The following is a 14,204-nucleotide window of genomic DNA, read 5'->3' on the forward strand; positions in this document are numbered from 1 at the left end:
ATATGATTTTTCTTATTGAAGTCCATGCATATTTCCCTCGGCCTCTTCCCACGTTACTGTATACCCTTGCCCTTTGGAACAGAAAATGGAGGATGAGGTGTAATCGGGATCAGCATTTTTATTATATTCGGTCCGTTCGATGACCTCTTTGGGATTATGACACAAGTCATATCCAGCGAAGGTCAAGTTTATGGCCCCTTTCCCTTGGGTGAAAGAAGCCAGTTGGCTACTATAGTCCATAAATGTGGCAACTGGTACGAGACCCGTTAAAATCGCTTTGTCACCTTCCGTTTTTGGAGAATCGAAACTCCCATGTGCCTGTTGAATATCAGAAAGTACACGGCCCATCTGGTCCAGGTCTACTCTGATCTTAAATAGGTAAACAGGTTCAAGCAAGATATTTTCCGCCTTTTCCAATCCCTGCCTTAATGCCCGGTATGTAGCCTCTCTAAAGTCCCCACCTGATGTATGTTTATTGTGAGCTCGTCCAGTAAGTAGTGTTACATGTATATCCGTAAGGGGAGAACCTGTAAGTATGCCATGATGTTCCCGTTCAAAGAGATGATGGCGGATTAAGTTCTGTATTCCCACAGTAAGGTCATCAGCATGACATCTATTATCAAACGTAATCCCACTATTTCTTTCTCCCGGCTCTAATTGAAGATGAACTTCCGCATAATGTCCTAAAGGCTCAAAATGTCCATATCCAATAGCGTCTGTACCGATTGTTTCTTTATAGAGGATTTCAGGCTTTTCAAAAGTGATATTTAATAGGAATCGGTCCTTGACCAACTGCACCAATACTTCTAGCTGTATGGTCCCCATGACATGAACGTGTATTTCTTGAGAGCGTTCTTCCCATGACACATCCAATGAGGGGTCTTCAACATTCAAAGTTTTAAAATACTGTAATGCTTCTTTGATATTCACAGTAGGTTCAAATGTAACTTTTGACTTTAATGTCGGTATCATGTCAAAAACGGAACTTTCTTTAATCAGTCCTAGACCATCCCCAACTGATGCCAAGGATAAACCGGTGACTGCAAAGAGTTCCCCTGCCGCAACCTGATTTACGTTTTTAAATGTACTACCATTATAGATGCGAATGGATGTGATTTTTTCGAAGACGGAATCTTCTGGTTTTCCATATTCGATTTCATCTCGTACTCTTAATGTTCCACTTAATGCTTTGATAAATGTTATTCTCGTTCCGTTACCATCATGACGAATCTTATACACACGCCCAGAAAATGGTCCTTGGCTGCGATAATCCGTGGCCGTTAACTGGTCAACCTTTTTCATAAAACTCTCTACTCCGACACCATGCAGTGCTGACCCACATGCAAGTGGGAATACTTTATTATCATGAAACAAATCTTTCATCGTCTTAAACCACAAATCCTGGTTATAACCTTGATCCATATAATGATCCAGTAAGAGTTCATTACGTTCAGCGACAAATTCCACAAGCTCCTCTTTCATCACTCCATCTGTGAAAGAGTCTGTGATATTACAGACGTCCTGGGTTAAATTCAACTGTATATCTTTCATTACAGCATCGACATCTGCTCCTACACGGTCAATTTTATTGATAAAGAAAAAAGTGGGCACTTGATACTTCTGGAGAAGCCCCCAAACGGTTTCCGTATGACCTTCTATGCCTTCCACTGCACTGACGATGATGATTGCATAATCCATCACCTGAATACTCCGCTCCATCTCCGGTGAAAAGTCAACATGGCCCGGCGTATCGATGAGATTATAGTTCGAATCTCGGTAAGAAAACATGGCTTGATCTGCAAAGACCGTAATTCCTCGTTGCCGCTCGATATCATGGCTATCGAGGAATGCGTCCTGATGATCAACACGCCCCCTATGTTTAATGCTATTCGTATAAAAAAGAAGCTGTTCGGAAAATGTTGTTTTCCCAGCGTCCACATGTGCCACTATTCCAATTGTCTTATTCATTTATGTTCCTTCTTTCAAGTGCCTTCACACCAATTTCTTACCTTTAAAGATAGAGAATATCTGTGATTTTGAATTAAACAACGAGTATATATTCTAGAACTAATGATCATTTCCTTAGTGCAAGCTCGCGGGATGAACTTGATAACACCGATTCCACATACAAACCGCCCCTTATTTCTGAGGCAACTCCTAATACGTCCACTAATATTCAACCTAGGACATGAATGTTTTAGTCACCCTTTCATTCTAAAGCATAAAATATGTATAAGACTACACCAAGGGAGATAAAAGTTATGTATCACACATATCTAGATGCCTTAGCCTTCTACGGGATTGAAAGTGCTCATCCAGGCGGTTTCGATTTGACATCAAACATCATGATGAATGAGAGAATTGATACGAATACCACAATACTCGACGCAGGATGCGGGATAGGGCAAACATCACATTTCTTGGCAGAAACCTTTAAATGCCACATTTATGCGGTGGATAATCATCCACAGATGGTTAAAAAGGCAGCACAGCGATTTCAACAAGCCAATCTGCCTATTCGAGTGTATATGAGTTCCTTAGAAGAATTACCGTTTCCCAACGATTCATTTGACTATATTGTGGCTGAGTCCACCACAGGTTTTACGGAAATCAACAAGTCCATTGCAGAATATTATAGGGTATTAAAACCTGGCGGAATTTTGCTTTCAATTGATATGACTGCGGAAATTGCATTGCATGCCAATTTGAAAGTTGAATTGATGAATTTCTATAAACTTAAAAATATTCCGACTGAATTGGAATGGGTACGTGCCTTTAAAGAACAAGGGTTCAAACATACGGAAATCCTTCATTCCAGTACAGTTTTAGAAGAGTTAAAAAGATACTCAGCTGCCAACCAACGCTCGAGCGATTCTCCGGTTTTCAAAGGAACCTTAAATGATATCATCAAAGAGCATTATCGCCTTATGCTTACTCATGGAAATAGTCTAGGTTACCGTGCGTTTAGGGTGAGCAAGGGATAGCAGTCTTACTTTCCAATGGTTTCTGTCTCCTTCGAAGGATTCTTCAATAAATTGCCGTATCATCTAATAATCTAGCGAAATGGCTGTAGTTTTATGTGAAGCTGTTATAAAAGAATATCTTCTCGAATGAAATGATCCCCCTAATAATAGATCATTTACAATTTTTATTAAGGGGATTCTATTGTTTAGAGTGATTATACTTATTGTTAGTACCTTAATATTTAATTGTACCTTTCTGCTTGGGAATACAAAGATAGAAAAAAACCTGTGGCCATTGCCTTACAGGTTTTTAAAGAATCTTTTTCTATTACCAAAGGAATGCAAGGAAGATTAATGAGGTGATTGCTCCAAAAGCGAACCCAGAAGCCGCTCCCCAACCGAATCCCCCATAATATCCACCATAGCCAAATCCACCAAGGTTACCTCCATTATTAAATGGGCGAATATAGACTTTGTTGGGTGTTACCCTATGAATAATGCCCCTATGGATTGTTCCTCTATTTGTACGGATTTCTACCGGTCTCCCAATTCCTTGGCTGCACTTATGAAAATAGTTTTGATTGTTATATCCCAATTTAATAAACACTTCCCTTATATTCGATTCTACATGGTATGCAGAAGGGGACTAGCTTGCATAGATAAACACCCACTATGAAAAGCAATTATCATATCCGCTTTAACTTCCGTGACATACTATGAATCAATCACATGGAAAAAGGAGACAACAGGAATGAAACACTCTTACCAAGATGCCTTGGTCTTTTATGAATTGGAAGGGGCCCATCCAGGCGGTTTTGAACTAACCAAAAGTATTCTAAAAAATGAAGACATTCATAAAAATGATAAGATCCTCGAGGCTGGATGTGGACTTGGCCAGACTTCACAATATCTAGCCGAAACTTATGGTTGTCAGGTTTATGCAATGGATAATCATACGGAAATGGTAAATAAGACAACCAAAAGATTACAACAAGTTCAATTACCGGTGAATGTATTTATGGGCTCCATTGAAAAAATGCCCTTCCCCAAAGATTTTTTTGATTTTATCATAGCTGAATCATCTACATCATTCACTACCATTCAAAAATCCATTCGGGAATACTACCGTGTCCTTAAACCTGGAGGCACGTTAATCTCTATAGATATGACAGCGGAATGTATTTTGCCTGGTGAACATAAAGAGGAAATCATGAATTTTTATCAGCTTAAAACCATCTTGACACAATCTGAATGGATAAGTGCTTTTGAAAAAGAAGGATTTTCACACCTGGAAATTCTAAAATCCAATACGGTTATAGAAGAATTAGAGAATGCTCAAGCGGAACATGTCAAGCCTCTGCCTTCTAATGAAGCCTACAGCCGAATACTGGAAGAACATTATCGTCTAACCCTCACTTATGGAAATAGTTTAGGCTACCGTGTATTTAGGATGAACAAATAGCATGGATATACCAACTTAAACTAAGAGGAGCGTTTCTCGGTTAGAAGAAACGCTCCCTTAGTTTTATACAGTGACTATATAAATCCCCACTCCTAGAGCTAAGACAATCCCTAGGACGGCATATATCCAAGTTAGCCTGGTTAAATTGCCTCTAACAGCGCCTGAATAATTTTCATCGCTTTTTCCACCCAAAGCCATGGTACCAAATAAGGCAGCAATCATGATGATAAAGACCAATATCATGGAAAATTTCATGTTAATCCCCCCGCTCATGCACCTTCATTTTGAGATACATTACGTTCTCTCTGTAACTCCTAATAATATAAGTATACGGAATATTGAGAAAAAATGAAACATGCAAAGTCCACTAAAAAAGGCATCTTGGTGTCCTTATGATTTACAGGATTTCATCGCAACTAATAAAAGGCCAACCGATGTCGGTTAGCCAAATAATTGCCTATATAGTTTACCTTATCGAAGTTTGACATGGGTATTGATATATCAACTTTAAGGTGTTATTGGACCCCCAAATCCACCAGATAAGCCTTAGAATTATCGCTATCTTCGTTAAGATCAATTAATACATTCGTAAAACCTGCTGTTCCAACTACTTTTGCTTCGTAATCAACACTTAATACGATTAAGTCATCGTAAAAAAAATTAATATGGGCAAAGTTGACACTATCCGCTTTTAGATTAAGCTCTTTTGCTATATCCATAAAATCTATTTTAAATACTTTTTCGTATTTCTCATTTCCTTTTTTATAATTTTCTATAGTCTGTATCCTTTGTATCCCATCTTTAAAGCTTTCTTTCGTTCCATTTAAATAGACAAACTTCCCATCATCACTAAGAAGAACATCTTTTTCATGAATCCTAAAAACAGTATGTTCCTTTTTATTCCATATCGTTTCGGAATGCAGGATGTTAAAGAATTCCCCTGATGGATCAGTCTTAACGAATAAATCTTCAAAGTTTTTCAATTCTTCAGAATCAACGACGTTTTGAAGTTCATCTGGTACCAGTTTACTGGCGGTTACCGTTGAAAAATCACTTTTTACGAAAAGAAAAATTGACCCACTTTCTTTTTTATTTAATTGTTGTATTTCAATTGCCATTGATTCCTTACTTAATCCCCTTATATTAAAACTGAGCCAATCGGTCTCCGTCAAACTATATCGATTTAAAATGCCAGGCAAATTGAGTGTTTTCTCACCTTCCATGGTCTTAATTCGTAATCTATTCTTTTTTTCCAATTCAACTAAAGGGAGATTATATTCATGCAGTGGTTTTACTGGTAGAAAAACCTCCTGCTTTATATTTTTATTTTGTAATGAGTTCAATGTTGATGAAACATCCTCTAAACCTAACAAGGGCTTGTAAAAGTCACGGAATACCTTACCATACGAAAAGTATTGAATGGGGGAGAACTCTTCAGACCCTTTTCTTATGGCATTTACGCTAACGCCGTCTTCCATAAAAAGAGGATTACCATAATTCGGAGCGAAAAAATTGATCATAAATCGAGAAAGTGACTCATTATCCGTTTCAGGGAATCCCTTTATATAAAGCAAGTCCTTCACTTCCTCTTGTTTTTTTGTTGTTGAAAGATCCGGTCCGCATCCAATGAGAAAAATAATGATTAAAAGTACGATTCCGTTAAAGAAACACTTTTTCATAGATTTTAGCTCCTAATTATTTGTCTGTATTAACTTGTCTTATGAGTTCAATGAATTCTTCATCTTTAATTTCATTACCATGACCTGGATTCTTTATTGTGCTAACACCCTCTACCTCATATTGCGGTCTTTCATCAATCAATGATTCAAGATTGTTTGCATTTTGACTTTCCAATGAGACTACATCGTCGCTTTCTGTTTTAACTTCCATAGACCCACCCTCATAATATACCGTCTCCATTCGATAACCGGCAGAAGCTATTATATTCATCTTTTCAAGTTTAGTATATACTTCAGGATTTGCAGATTTGAGATTTTGTAAGTCCTCTTTCATTTCTTCCTTAGATAGATCGGTATAGACATTGCTATGGAGAATTCCATTATCCTCCCTTTTATTTTCTGGATTGAAATCCAAAAAATCTGTAAATTGCCGTGGGTCTTGCCCTATTTTTTCAGCAACATAAGGTAAACTGTTTCCCATTTTAGCTAGTTTGTTTTTGTCATAAGGTGTGCCGATAGTAGTAATGCTCTGTACATAGTCTGGATAATCCATTGCAAATTGCATAGATCTTCTGCCTCCATAACTATGACCAAACAAATTAAGTTTTGTCGTTTTGTTTATAAGCCCCATTTCTGAGAGCAATCTAGTTAAATCATCACTGGTTTCCTGTCTATGTTCATTTGACTGTTCTGTATCATAAACTAAATGAATACGTCCTTCAGGATATTTAAAGGCATCTTCCTTTTGTAAGGATTGAAAATCGTCTAGTGCAAGCACTTCCTTTTCGCCATATTCATTCATTTTCACAACATAATATTCTTTCTTTCCGTTACGTTTCACATGAACGATTACGTCACCCTCAACAGAAGCCTTTTTAGCACTTTCCAAAAACTCGTTCCCGTTTGATTCGATTCCATGAATATAAACTGATACTTCTTCAAAGTCCCCCATAGGTCCTTTAATATTTTTCATGGAATTATAAATGATTGAAATATCATTTAATCCCTGTCGCATCGGCGAACGATAATAGCGGCGGACAGCATTTTCGAAATCTAATTCAATTTCAGATATTTCACTTTTGAGCATATTATAATAAAGTGAAATTTCCTGACATTGAGAAATAATATTCGTAAGTTTTAATAGTTCTTCTTCAATCTGATCGCCTTTTAACTGAAGTTTTTTGTTCTCCGACTTCAACCTTAACTCGTCTAAATCACTTATGTATTGGTCCACTTCAGCTTTCAAATCAGAGAAGTCAAACATAATCATAGTACCAGCCAATTCCGTTATACTGCCTGAATCAATAAAACCCCAAATCTTTGCATATGCATTTCTTACAAGTTTGGAATTTGCTAATAATACCGTAGCATTTGCGCGGCTAGTGTGTAAATTGATCAAACTCGTTACTTCTGGCTCTTTATACATAGGTTCTTTATCCTTTCCTGGTTATTCACACTTCCCTAGGTTATGAGCAATGAGATTATCTACTCGTTCAAGCTCTTTAATAATTCCATCCGCGTCAGCGCTAAGTTCTTCGACACTTTTTAAAAACGTGGATAAAAGGAAAGTAATTTGCACCTTTCCTTCCTCCCACACATCGGCAACATCCCCCCAAGGAAACTCCGTATGAAAAAGTACATCATTCAATAATTTTTCAAAGTCTTTTAACAACTCGTTTAAGCTAGCTAAGTTAGAAGAAAATTCTTTTTTTGCTGTTTTTAATGTGTAGGCATTTAGTTTAATTTCGTTACTCATATTTTCATAAGAAAACTCGTATTGCTGCACTGCACGGTTGTTCTGAGGTACAGTCTCTACTGAACCTGATTCATCCGTACTCAAAATCATTGATACAAAGTTCATAACAGTATCAGCAAAATACAGTAAACCAACGCTAGCTTTGTTAAAAAATTCGATATGATTACTCAATTTTGTCTTAAGCGCTGTAACAGCTTCACCGCTATGATTCTCAAGTTCCTTACTAAAAAAAACGATGGGTTTATAAACGGCTAATATCGTATCTTCTAATTTTCGGACGCTTCCAGAAATCATATCAGGCAAGTCTTTATTAAATTTAAATACCCCCACTTATTTGGCCTCCCTCAATTTTCGAATCGCCTCCCTTTGTTTCCGCCTCTTTAAGTAATTGATCAACTTTTACTTCCATTTCATCCACATACCCATAATGATACAAAACGTCTATATCATCCTTGTTAAAAAGAATGAATTTTTCTTTCGAATGGATATAACCATTTGGATATTCAATAGCTGTATAATCTTTAACCACATTATGATTTTCAGAAAACACCAGACGACCGATGATTAACAAACGCCTTGAATCACCTTGGACTCCAACTACACTCCCTATTGGTAAAAACTCCTTAGAAAAGAACAATTCCATCTCTCCTTCGCATCCTCTTGCCATTGAACACCCTAAATATATTTGTTTTTTTTAATTACCCATCCTCTCTATTTTAAAACCATTTTTTTCCTATTATAGAATTCCGACCCTTCATTTAGCTAAATCCGGAAGGCTCCATTATCTTTAGAAATACATTTCACTAACATGGTAAGTTGCAATAAAAAAAGGCATGATTTCATATGAAATCTGCCCTTTTAGGAAACCACGTAATATATTAGTAGTGTTTTTTCAATCTGCCTATTTAGCTTGTATCGCAAGGACTGTTTCTAAGATGACATTCACACCTTTTTCACAATCTTCCCAAGATGTCAGCTCGTTTTCGCAGTGGCTTTTTCCGTTGACACTTGGAACGAAAACCATCGCGGTAGGGATATAGCTTGCGATGAATTGTGCATCATGCCCAGCTCCACTTACCATTCTTTTGTAGGAATACCCCAATGAATTAGTAGATTGCTCTAATAAATCGCAAAGTGACTCATCAAACCAAACCGTATCGCGTCCCCATAGCTTTGTGGCAGTGACTTCACACCCATCATTTGAGCCTGACTGTATTAGCCCTTTTATAATTTCTTCTACACGCTCAATAACCTGTTGATCCTTATGTCTCGCTTCTAATGTAAAAACTACTTTATTCGGAATGACTGTATGAATATTAGGATGCACATTTACCCGCCCTATGGTAAAAACTAAATCTTCATCAAGAAGATTTAACTTTTGAATGGCTTCTGTGACAAGACTATTTGTCGTAAAGAAGGCATCTTTTCTCATATTCATAGGAGTGGTTCCAGCATGGTCTGATTCGCCAGTCACTTCTATTTCGTAGCAGACCATTCCAAGAACACATTCCACTACACCAATCTTCAAAGCTTCTCTTTCAAGGATAGGTCCTTGCTCAATATGTAATTCTAAAAAGGCTGTGGCCTCTTTTAGGCGGGACTCAATGTCTCCTGCATACCCAATCGAGTTCAGGGCATCTTCGAAAGTAATTCCATCACTATCGTTTTTTTGTATCATCGTAGTTTTTTCAAATTTCCCCGAAAGGACCCCGGAGGCCATCATCGAAGGCTCGAATCTAGCTCCTTCTTCATTTGTAAAATTGACGATCGTGATTGGAACATTTGGTTTGATATCATTATCTACTAAGGTACGAACCACTTCCAACCCAGCAGCCACCCCTAGGATTCCATCAAAGCGCCCACCTTTTTTCACGGTATCCATATGTGAACCCATGACGATTGGCGGTTTATTCTCCAAACCTTCTAATGTAGCGTAAATATTACCCATATCATCAACTTTAATCGACATTCCTAATTCTTCACAACAAGAGCAAAAGTAATCTCTGACTAAACGGTCTTCTTCAGTCAACGAAAGGCGGGTGACTCCATTATTTTCAGTACGTCCGAAATCTGCAAATTTTTCAAGTGAGTCACTTAACCTCTTACCATTTATCAGTAGTTTTTGCTTTTTCATAGAGCACTACTCCCTTCGAATACTTACTAAAAAACATGATGACTTTCTATAAAACTTAATTTTCGGATTATTCTTTTTATTATACTTGCATAGACTGTTACATTCATTAGACAAAAAGTTAATTCTTTGGACCGTTTTTTATACCTTTTATCTATTTTCAATTACTACTATCTAAAACAACAAAAAACACTACCAACAATTGTTTTTTACTAAGGGATATGAAATGTTGTTGTATTTTTAAAAGTTAACTATAATGGAAAAGCTAAAGGAAGGAGTGATTTAATGCGAACAAATGAAGTAGCAAAAAAAGTGAAAGTTCACCCTAACACTGTAAGGCTTTATGAGGATTGGGGGTTTATTTCTTCAGTTCCCAGAGAAGCAAATACATACAGGAGATATTCAAACATCCATCTAATTCAAATGCAAATCGCTCGCTATGCTTTTCGACAAGAATTCATTCAAAATAACCTGCGCAAACAAGCTACCCGAATTGTCCGATTAAGTGGTAGTGAGCTGTTTAGCGAGGCATTAATAGAAGCAAATAAATATCTGCAATTTTTAGAAGCGGAGTATTCTTATACTTGTCGTGCTGTCCAAATAGTTGAAAAGATTTTAACGAAGGTAGTAGTTCATACTGAGACATACACTCATAGAGAAGTAGCAATTAATCTGCAATTAACGGAAGAGACCCTTAGGAATTGGGAAAGAAATGGCTTATTTACGGTAAAACGAAATTCCCAAAACCGACGTCAATATTCAGAGCGTGATATTCAGAAACTATTAATTATTCGTACGCTTCGTACTGCTCATTTTTCCATTGCAGCCATACATCATTTAATAGAAGGTATTGAAGAAGTGCAAACCGCACGGGATATTCAATCCCTTTTAAATTCACCAAAGTTTGCTGATGAATTTTTACATGTTACAGATGAACTTGAGATAAATTTAAAAAATGCGATGAAAGACGTAAAGTCAATCATCCCATTATTAGAGGACTTATAATAAAGGAGACGGATTTACTTCGTCTTTTAAAATGGTTAGTTCATGCATTGCTCTTGTCGTTGAAATATAGAGTAACCCACGATCGAATTCATTCCGATAATTCGTGCCATTTACGAATGGCACTATTACCGAGTCAAATTCAAGTCCCTTTGCATATTGGATTGTTGTTAAAATAATCCCCTTTTCAAATTTTTCTGTATGAGCATCTACTAGGTGAATCGGCAAATGGTTTACATGTTCTTTTAACAAAACAAGTTCTGATTCCGTTTTACAAATGATGGCTGTAGATTTGAAATCATTTTTAATAGATCCAAGCAATCTCAAAATCATTTCATTCAATGTTTTATAGGGGATTTCTTTTGGTTCCTCTCCGTGACGAGCGATTGGATGAATTGTCGAATTCCGCATGAATTTTTTCGCATACATTGCGATTTCATAAGATGACCTGTAACTAGTCGTTAGTTCAACATATTCTAGGTTTGAAAAAATTTGCTCAAAACCTTCTTTTGAAATTGTTTCGTATGGTAGAAGTGCCTGACTAAAATCACCAATAATCGTACGTTTACACTCAAATACTTTTTCGAGTAGTGCATATTGAATCGGTGTATAATCTTGCATCTCGTCTAGGACAAAATGCTGTATCATATCAAATGTCTTTATACCCTCAAAGTAAAGCTGACAATAAAGATAGGGATATACATCGGTAAATTCAAAGTGCCGCTTTTTGAAATAGAATGTTTCTTCACTGAATTCCGACATAAATGCTTTATAAATATCGATTGCGGAGTTAATAAGTAGCCGTTTTTTTAATCGTTTTACGATTTCGTTTTTACTGGGTAGTTTTAGTTCACCTTGGCGCTTCGTCTTGAGAACATTCATTACATCATCAGCTATCATCTCTAAGCGAATAAGTACGGGTTCTTTTGCATATTTGCTGAAACGATTCTGCAAATATTCTGTTGTGAATTCATAATCAGCAACCGAAAGGGTACCATTTTTAAATAAGGTTGAGTTCAATCTTTGTAAAAAAGCATTTAACTGTTCTACAAAAGCATAAGTTGATTTGATCGAAGCTCTTATTGCATAGTCACTTTTGGGATCTGCTAAAATATCTTTTACCTCTTGTTCAAACGATACGTAAGTTAAGTGGTTAGGAAGTAACTGTTCCGTTAACTCATCTATAGTAAAGGAACGGATTGGCTGCTCGCCAAGTTCCGGTAGGACTGAAGATATATAATCACCGAAAACTTTGTTAGGGGATAGTATAAAAATTCGATTTGCTTGTAGTGTATCTCGAAATTTGTATAAAAGGTACGCAATACGATGCAGAGCAACTGCCGTTTTCCCCGATCCCGTGACACCTTGTATGATGACATTATAGGCAGAATCATTACGGACAATTTTATTTTGTTCCCGTTGAATTGAGGTCACGATCGTTTTCATTTTAGCATTCGCATGCTCACTTAAAGTCTTTTGTAACACAGCATCCTGAATTGTTAATGAGCTTTCAACCATATACTCAATTTTGGAATTTTCGATTTTGAATTGCCTTTTCGAAACAATTTCACCGTCAAAATGATTTTCTTTTGCCTCATAATAAGCTTTTCCTATTTCAAATTCATAGTACATATTACAAACCGGAGCACGCCAATCATAGATGAGATTATTACTGGCTTCATCACTAAATCCAAAACGGCCTATATAAAATGATTCCACTTCATCTGGTTCATCGCCTTCATAAACAAAATTAAATCGACCAAAGTATGGGGAATCGATCAGTTTCTGTAGTTGCTCTCGTTCGGTAACTTGAGCAAAACCCCGTCGGTCAATCATATTCAACGTTTGGCTATAATCATATATCTCAAATTTATCGATTTCACTTTTGTAATCAATCATATATTTTTGTAACTCTTTATAGGAGTGGTCTTGTTTTGTAATATCTTTTGAAACTTGTTCATAAGCTTCCTTTAGCTTTTCTATAGTATGTTCGAAATATGTTAATTCTCGTGAGTCCATCATCATCGTCCTCCTTTTTACCAGTAATCACTAGTTTAACGATTCAAACTTCGCTGGTGTGTATATGGAGGGTTTAAAAAGTTTATGAAAAATCTTACAAATAATATATTTCCTATTTTGGATGTGGCAGATAACTAGTAAGGTTTTTCAAAAATAAAGAGATCCCTTCTATTCGATTTCTAGTAGAAAGGATCTCTTTATATGAAAGTAGGATTTTGATTTTTTTGATGCAGGTCTGTGCTAATATCCTTATTGTCCTCTGATGTTCCTTAAACTTGTTTCACTTTTCCCAATAGCCCGATTGATAAATATTGCTTATTTTCATCGAAATCCCATAACCAATGGCGCAAGGAAAAATCTTGCCGATCCACTTTACTCATATAATGCTGGATGGCAATTAATGCGGCCCCATACCCGACATTGGAAGCTAATGAAAAAATGGCGTTAATTCCTTGATTGGTAGTCTCAATGTATTCTGGTTCCATCTTCAAGATATCGGACCAGGTTATGTAGAACCCATTTCCAGTACAACACTTGAAGGCTACATCCTGCAAATTAAGCACAACCTGATCTCTTACATCCAAAAATCCATCTTTTATTCTTACTAAATCCAACTGTTCATAGTGGTGTTTATTCTTTTCAAGAGTATCTAATGCCCAATTATAAAATAATTGAGTATAAATGGCCGATGTTGCGAATATGTCAAATTGGCCAATATAATCATTGAATTCATTATGAACGATTTCTGATAACTTATCCTTCATATTCAATACGTATTGAATAATGTCTTCAGTCTTTTCACCATGCTCCAACATGGAAGTCAGTGTTTGTTCGAAATTTATTTTATCCAATCCGGTCACATCCATTGCAACTAACTGAATTTTATTGCGAGTACTTTCTGAAAAGTTCTTGATTCCATTTACCATGCTTTCTTTATCTATATCGAATAAATAAATCGAATTACATTTTGTTGATAGATGATTTAAATCCAGATCATCACAATTGCCCGCTCCAATAATCCCTATTTTATTTACAAAAGCTTGTTTGGAAAAAACGGTATCAAATAATTCTGTTACCCGTTCACGATGTTTTCCCCATTTAATCCTTCTATATTCGTCACGATTATGATTCAAATCCCTTTGGAAGGCTTCCAAGACTTAACACTCCTTTATGTACAACTGATTAAACTATT

Annotated in this window: 13 protein-coding genes; 3 read left to right on the forward strand and 10 right to left on the reverse strand. The window is 36.5% G+C overall.

Annotation, left to right across the window (positions count from 1 at the left end; all coding sequences use genetic code 11):
• Nucleotides 1–12 precede the first annotated feature (12 nt).
• Nucleotides 13–1,968 carry a GTP-binding protein gene (locus ACIQXR_RS12760; protein ID WP_403080086.1) on the reverse strand — a complete coding sequence of 652 codons (1,956 nt, stop codon included), beginning with the start codon at nucleotides 1,966–1,968 and terminating at the stop codon, nucleotides 13–15.
• 293 nt (nucleotides 1,969–2,261) lie between these two features.
• Here ACIQXR_RS12760 and ACIQXR_RS12765 point away from each other — a divergent pair, with 293 nt between their 5' ends.
• Complete coding sequence (locus ACIQXR_RS12765) at nucleotides 2,262–2,984, forward strand: class I SAM-dependent methyltransferase (protein ID WP_403080087.1); 723 nt, start codon at nucleotides 2,262–2,264, stop codon at nucleotides 2,982–2,984.
• A 307-nt stretch (nucleotides 2,985–3,291) separates the two neighbouring features.
• Here the strand turns inward: ACIQXR_RS12765 and ACIQXR_RS12770 are convergent, their stop codons facing one another.
• Entirely contained in the window at nucleotides 3,292–3,558 is a 267-nt protein-coding gene (locus tag ACIQXR_RS12770) for a hypothetical protein (RefSeq protein WP_402872900.1), read from the reverse strand.
• A 156-nt stretch (nucleotides 3,559–3,714) separates the two neighbouring features.
• Between ACIQXR_RS12770 and ACIQXR_RS12775 the strand changes: the two genes are divergently transcribed.
• Entirely contained in the window at nucleotides 3,715–4,425 is a 711-nt protein-coding gene (locus ACIQXR_RS12775; protein ID WP_403080089.1) for a class I SAM-dependent methyltransferase, read from the forward strand.
• A 63-nt stretch (nucleotides 4,426–4,488) separates the two neighbouring features.
• Here the strand turns inward: ACIQXR_RS12775 and ACIQXR_RS12780 are convergent, their stop codons facing one another.
• The 6 genes from ACIQXR_RS12780 to ACIQXR_RS12805 all read right to left on the reverse strand — a co-directional run bounded on the left by ACIQXR_RS12780 (nucleotide 4,489) and on the right by ACIQXR_RS12805 (nucleotide 9,994).
• Nucleotides 4,489–4,680 (reverse strand): hypothetical protein, encoded by a 192-nt coding sequence (locus ACIQXR_RS12780; RefSeq protein ID WP_402872894.1) that lies wholly within the window; start codon nucleotides 4,678–4,680, stop codon nucleotides 4,489–4,491.
• Between the two features lie 260 nt (nucleotides 4,681–4,940).
• Nucleotides 4,941–5,999 carry a hypothetical protein gene (locus tag ACIQXR_RS12785; protein ID WP_403080091.1) on the reverse strand — a complete coding sequence of 353 codons (1,059 nt, stop codon included), beginning with the start codon at nucleotides 5,997–5,999 and terminating at the stop codon, nucleotides 4,941–4,943.
• Between the two features lie 121 nt (nucleotides 6,000–6,120).
• Nucleotides 6,121–7,530, reverse strand: a complete 1,410-nt coding sequence (locus tag ACIQXR_RS12790; RefSeq protein ID WP_403080093.1) for an alpha/beta fold hydrolase — start codon at nucleotides 7,528–7,530, stop codon at nucleotides 6,121–6,123.
• A 21-nt stretch (nucleotides 7,531–7,551) separates the two neighbouring features.
• Nucleotides 7,552–8,190 carry a hypothetical protein gene (locus tag ACIQXR_RS12795; RefSeq protein ID WP_403080094.1) on the reverse strand — a complete coding sequence of 213 codons (639 nt, stop codon included), beginning with the start codon at nucleotides 8,188–8,190 and terminating at the stop codon, nucleotides 7,552–7,554.
• Nucleotides 8,177–8,497 carry a DUF4176 domain-containing protein gene (locus ACIQXR_RS12800; RefSeq protein ID WP_403080096.1) on the reverse strand — a complete coding sequence of 107 codons (321 nt, stop codon included), beginning with the start codon at nucleotides 8,495–8,497 and terminating at the stop codon, nucleotides 8,177–8,179. Before ACIQXR_RS12800 ends, ACIQXR_RS12795 begins: the two co-directional genes overlap by 14 nt.
• 264 nt (nucleotides 8,498–8,761) lie before the next feature.
• On the reverse strand, nucleotides 8,762–9,994 hold the full coding sequence (locus tag ACIQXR_RS12805; RefSeq protein ID WP_403080098.1) for a Zn-dependent hydrolase: 1,233 nt from the start codon (nucleotides 9,992–9,994) through the stop codon (nucleotides 8,762–8,764).
• Nucleotides 9,995–10,276: 282 nt separating this feature from the next.
• On the opposite strand from ACIQXR_RS12805, the gene ACIQXR_RS12810 reads away from it, so the two are divergent.
• Nucleotides 10,277–10,996, forward strand: coding sequence for a MerR family transcriptional regulator (locus tag ACIQXR_RS12810; RefSeq protein WP_403080100.1), 720 nt, complete (start codon nucleotides 10,277–10,279; stop codon nucleotides 10,994–10,996).
• Here ACIQXR_RS12810 and ACIQXR_RS12815 read toward each other — a convergent pair.
• Together ACIQXR_RS12815 and ACIQXR_RS12820 are read right to left on the reverse strand one after the other, a co-directional pair.
• Nucleotides 10,991–13,012 (reverse strand): HelD family protein, encoded by a 2,022-nt coding sequence (locus tag ACIQXR_RS12815; RefSeq protein WP_403080101.1) that lies wholly within the window; start codon nucleotides 13,010–13,012, stop codon nucleotides 10,991–10,993. The genes ACIQXR_RS12810 and ACIQXR_RS12815 overlap by 6 nt on opposite strands.
• A 269-nt stretch (nucleotides 13,013–13,281) precedes the next feature.
• Nucleotides 13,282–14,166 (reverse strand): hypothetical protein, encoded by an 885-nt coding sequence (locus ACIQXR_RS12820; RefSeq protein WP_402959534.1) that lies wholly within the window; start codon nucleotides 14,164–14,166, stop codon nucleotides 13,282–13,284.
• Nucleotides 14,167–14,204: the final 38 nt, after the last annotated feature.

It is taken from the genome of Peribacillus sp. NPDC097224 (assembly GCF_044761985.1).
In the GTDB taxonomy this organism is placed as follows: Bacteria; Bacillota; Bacilli; order Bacillales; family DSM-1321; genus Peribacillus.

What these genes read in the sequence shown, in the direction of transcription:
- ACIQXR_RS12760 (WP_403080086.1), bottom strand. Translation starts at nt 1,968, where the DNA reads ATGAATAAGACAATTGGAATAGTGGCACATGTGGACGCTGGGAAAACA.
- ACIQXR_RS12765 (WP_403080087.1), top strand. Translation starts at nt 2,262, where the DNA reads ATGTATCACACATATCTAGATGCCTTAGCCTTCTACGGGATTGAAAGT.
- ACIQXR_RS12775 (WP_403080089.1), top strand. Translation starts at nt 3,715, where the DNA reads ATGAAACACTCTTACCAAGATGCCTTGGTCTTTTATGAATTGGAAGGG.
- ACIQXR_RS12780 (WP_402872894.1), bottom strand. Translation starts at nt 4,680, where the DNA reads ATGAAATTTTCCATGATATTGGTCTTTATCATCATGATTGCTGCCTTA.
- ACIQXR_RS12790 (WP_403080093.1), bottom strand. Translation starts at nt 7,530, where the DNA reads ATGTATAAAGAGCCAGAAGTAACGAGTTTGATCAATTTACACACTAGC.
- ACIQXR_RS12805 (WP_403080098.1), bottom strand. Translation starts at nt 9,994, where the DNA reads ATGAAAAAGCAAAAACTACTGATAAATGGTAAGAGGTTAAGTGACTCA.
- ACIQXR_RS12810 (WP_403080100.1), top strand. Translation starts at nt 10,277, where the DNA reads ATGCGAACAAATGAAGTAGCAAAAAAAGTGAAAGTTCACCCTAACACT.
- ACIQXR_RS12815 (WP_403080101.1), bottom strand. Translation starts at nt 13,012, where the DNA reads ATGGACTCACGAGAATTAACATATTTCGAACATACTATAGAAAAGCTA.